Annotated in this window: 4 protein-coding genes; all 4 read left to right on the top strand. The window is 71.8% G+C overall.

Features of this window, described 5'->3' with window-relative positions; genetic code table 11:
• A partial coding sequence (locus AOK23_RS33665) for a GntR family transcriptional regulator (RefSeq protein ID WP_055716330.1) occupies nucleotides 1-701 on the top strand: 701 nt, incomplete at its 5' end.
• 83 nt (nucleotides 702-784) lie between these two features.
• Entirely contained in the window at nucleotides 785-1012 is a 228-nt protein-coding gene (locus tag AOK23_RS33660; protein ID WP_030790138.1) for a 4Fe-4S dicluster domain-containing protein, read from the top strand.
• Between the two features lie 27 nt (nucleotides 1013-1039).
• Nucleotides 1040-2407, top strand: coding sequence for an ABC transporter substrate-binding protein (locus tag AOK23_RS33655; RefSeq protein ID WP_055716329.1), 1368 nt, complete (start codon nucleotides 1040-1042; stop codon nucleotides 2405-2407).
• Nucleotides 2404-3240 (top strand): ABC transporter permease (locus AOK23_RS33650; RefSeq protein WP_055716328.1); only part of this gene is annotated, 837 nt, incomplete at its 3' end. The genes AOK23_RS33655 and AOK23_RS33650, both read left to right, overlap by 4 nt.

Below are 3240 nucleotides of genomic sequence, written 5' to 3'. Positions count from 1 at the left end.
TCGCCGACCTCCTCCGCCGCCAGATCCTCACCGGCGGCTTCGGCTCCGCCACCCTCCCCCACGAGTCCGTCCTCGCCACCGACTACCGCGCGACCCGCAACACCGTCCGCGAGGCCCTGGACCTCCTCCGCGCCGAGGGTCTCGTCGACCGCCTGCCCGGCGTCGGCACGGTCGTCGTCGCCCGGAAGTACCCCCACGGCCTCGACCGCCTGATGGGCCTCGCGGAGACGCTCCGCGAACACGGCACGGTCACCAACGAGGTCCGCACGATGGGCCCCGCCCCGGCCCCCGCCCCCGTGGCCGACCGGCTGCATCTCCCACCCGGCACCGACGTCCTCTACATCGAACGCCTGCGCCGCCTCAACGGCCTCCCCCTCTCCCTCGACCTCACCTACATCCCGCTCACCCTCGGCACCCTCGACCTCGGCACGGCGCTGCTCGGCGCCGACCTGGAGAACACGGACGTCTTCCGCCTGCTGGAGGCGATCACCGGCCGGCCCCTGGGGCACGCCGAGATCACCCTGGAGGCGGTGAACGCGGACACCCACTCCGCCGCCGTGCTCGAAGCCCCGCGCGGCTCGGCCGTCCTGATGCTGGAACGGCTCACCCACCTCGCCGACGGCCACCCCGTCGACCTGGAGTTCATCCGCTTTCGCGGCGACCGCATCGCGATGAGCGGCCTGCTGCACCGCTCCCGGTGACCCCGTAGCCCCGTTCCGCCGAATCCCGTTTCCGCCACCCCCTGTTCCGCGAACCCCTGTTCCGCCCCTCCCTGGAGACAGCCATGCCTTTGGTGCCCCAGCGGGCCGACGTGCCCGTGACCATCGACGAGTCGAAGTGCATCGACGGCTGCACCCTCTGCGTGGACATGTGCCCGCTGGACTCCCTCGCGATCGACGAGAGCAACGGCAAGGCGTACATGCACGTCGACGAGTGCTGGTACTGCGGCCCGTGCGCGGCCCGCTGTCCCACCGGCGCCGTCACGGTCAACATGCCCTATTTGCTCCGCTGAACGCTCCGGTGAGAGGCCACGACTCCCATGAACCCCAACCGCACCCCCTTCACCACGGCGATCGCCGCCGTCGCCACCGCCGTCCTGCTCCTGCCGCTGACGGCGTGCGGCGGCAGCGCGGCGGCCGGCGGTGACGGCTCCACGGTCACCGTCACCGTCGGCTACCAGTCCAAGACCATCAACACCGTCACCGCCGGCACCCTGCTGCGCTCCCTCGGCTACTTCGAGAAGCAGCTCAACGCCCTGCACGACGGCCACACTTACAAGGTCGACTGGCAGGACTACGCCACCGGCGCCCCCATCACCGCCCAGATGACCGCCGGGAAGATCGACATCGGTTCGATGGGCGACTTCCCGCTCCTCATCAACGCGGCCCGGGGCAAGCAGCTCAACCGGCCCACCCGGCTGGTCGCGGCGACCGGCTACAACCTGCGTGGCGGCCTCAACACGATCGTCACGGCTCCCGGCTCGAAGCTGAGCACCCTCGAGGACCTGAAGGGCAAGAAGGTCTCCACGAGCGTCGGCTCGGCCGCCGACGGCACCCTCGTTCGGGCCCTGCGGGACGCCGGCCTCGACGCGAACGAGGACATCGAGAAGCTCAACCAGCAGCCGGCGGTCGGCGCGTCCGCCCTCTCCGCGGGCAGCACGGACGCGCTCTCCCAGTTCGTCGCCTGGCCCGGCCTGCTGGCCTACCAGGGCAAGGCGAAGGCCCTGTACGACGGCGCGCAGCTGAACCTGCCGACCTTCCACGGCGTGACGGCCCGCGAGGACTTCGCGAAGCGGCGGCCCGCCGTGCTGGAGGCGTTCCTCAAGGCGCAGGCCAGGGCGACGGACTACCTCAACGCCCATCCGGTGGACGCCTCCGAGAAGGTCGCCGAGGCGACGGGGCTGCCCGCGGAGGTCGTCTACCTCTACAACGGCGCGCACGGCATCGCCACGTTCGACCCGGCGCTGAAGCCGGCGCTGATCGCCGCCCTGAAGAAGGACGTCCCGATCCTGAAGGCGGCGAAGCTGACGGGCGACGTGGATGTGGACGCCTTCGTCGACGACCGGTACGTGCGCAAGGCGCTCGGCACGTCGTACGCGAAGCGTCTGGCCGCGACGCCGGCGCCGGCAACGAGCGAGGTCTGGCCCAAGGACGCCGAGGAGACCAGGACGTTCAAGACCCCGGCCGAGCTGCTCGCCTACGTCGCCGGGCACAAGGACGACATCCGCGCCGCGTACGTGCCGGACGCGACGACCGGCACCCAGTGGTTCGCCGACAAGGCGGTCTGGGTGGCCGACGGCGGCCGGCTCCTCCCGTTCATCGCCCCGGCCACGGCGAAGGGGCACGTCACCGCCCATCCCGGAGCCCGTGTCCTCACGTACGCGGCCGCCCTGGAGCAGGCGTCGTGACCGCTGACCGAGCACCCACGGGACCCGGGTCGCGCCCCGCGCGACGCCGCCCCCGCCCCGCCGCCCGCTACGCCCTCCGCGCCGTCGCCCTCCTCGCTGCGCTCGCCCTCTGGCAGTCGCTGACGAGCCTGGACGTCGACCTGTGGCTGCGGTTCTCGCAGTTCCCCACGGTCACGGACGTGGCGCACGCGTTCGCGGACCGGGTGTCGGGCCCCGACTACTGGACGGACCTGGCCGACAGCCTCACGCGTATCGTGACCGGCTTCCTCCTGGCCGCGGTCCTCGGTGTGGCCGTGGGCGTCCTGATCGCCCGCTCGCGTCTCGCCGAGGACCTGCTCGGGCCCGTCCTGGAGGTGATCCGCCCCATCCCGGCGATCGCCCTGGTCCCGGTCGCGATCCTGCTCTTCCCGTCGAACGAGCAGGGCATCGTCTTCATCACCTTCACCGCCGCGTTCTTCCCGGTCCTGGTCTCCACCCGGCACGCCGTACGGGCGCTCACCCCGGTGTGGGAGGAGGCGGTCCGCACGATGGGCGGCGGCCGGTGGCGGGTGCTCGCGTCGGTCGTGCTGCCGGGCGCGCTGCCCGGCATCTTCGGCGGTCTGTCGGTCGGGATCGGCGTCTCGTGGATCTGTGTGATCTCCGCCGAGATGATCTCCGGCCAGTACGGCGTCGGCTACCGCACCTGGCAGGACTACACGATCGTCAACTATCCGGGCGTCTTCGTCGGCATGGCCACGATCGGTGTGCTCGGCTGGCTGACGTCGACGGCGGTGGAACTGGTGGGCCGCCGTCTCACCCACTGGCTGCCCCGCACGTCGTACGCCCCCACGCCC

It is taken from the genome of Streptomyces torulosus, from assembly GCF_001419765.1.
Lineage (GTDB): Bacteria > Actinomycetota > Actinomycetes > Streptomycetales > Streptomycetaceae > Streptomyces > Streptomyces torulosus.
The sequence above is the reverse complement of the archived record's forward strand: the minus strand, read 5'-3'. Positions and strand labels throughout refer to the sequence as shown.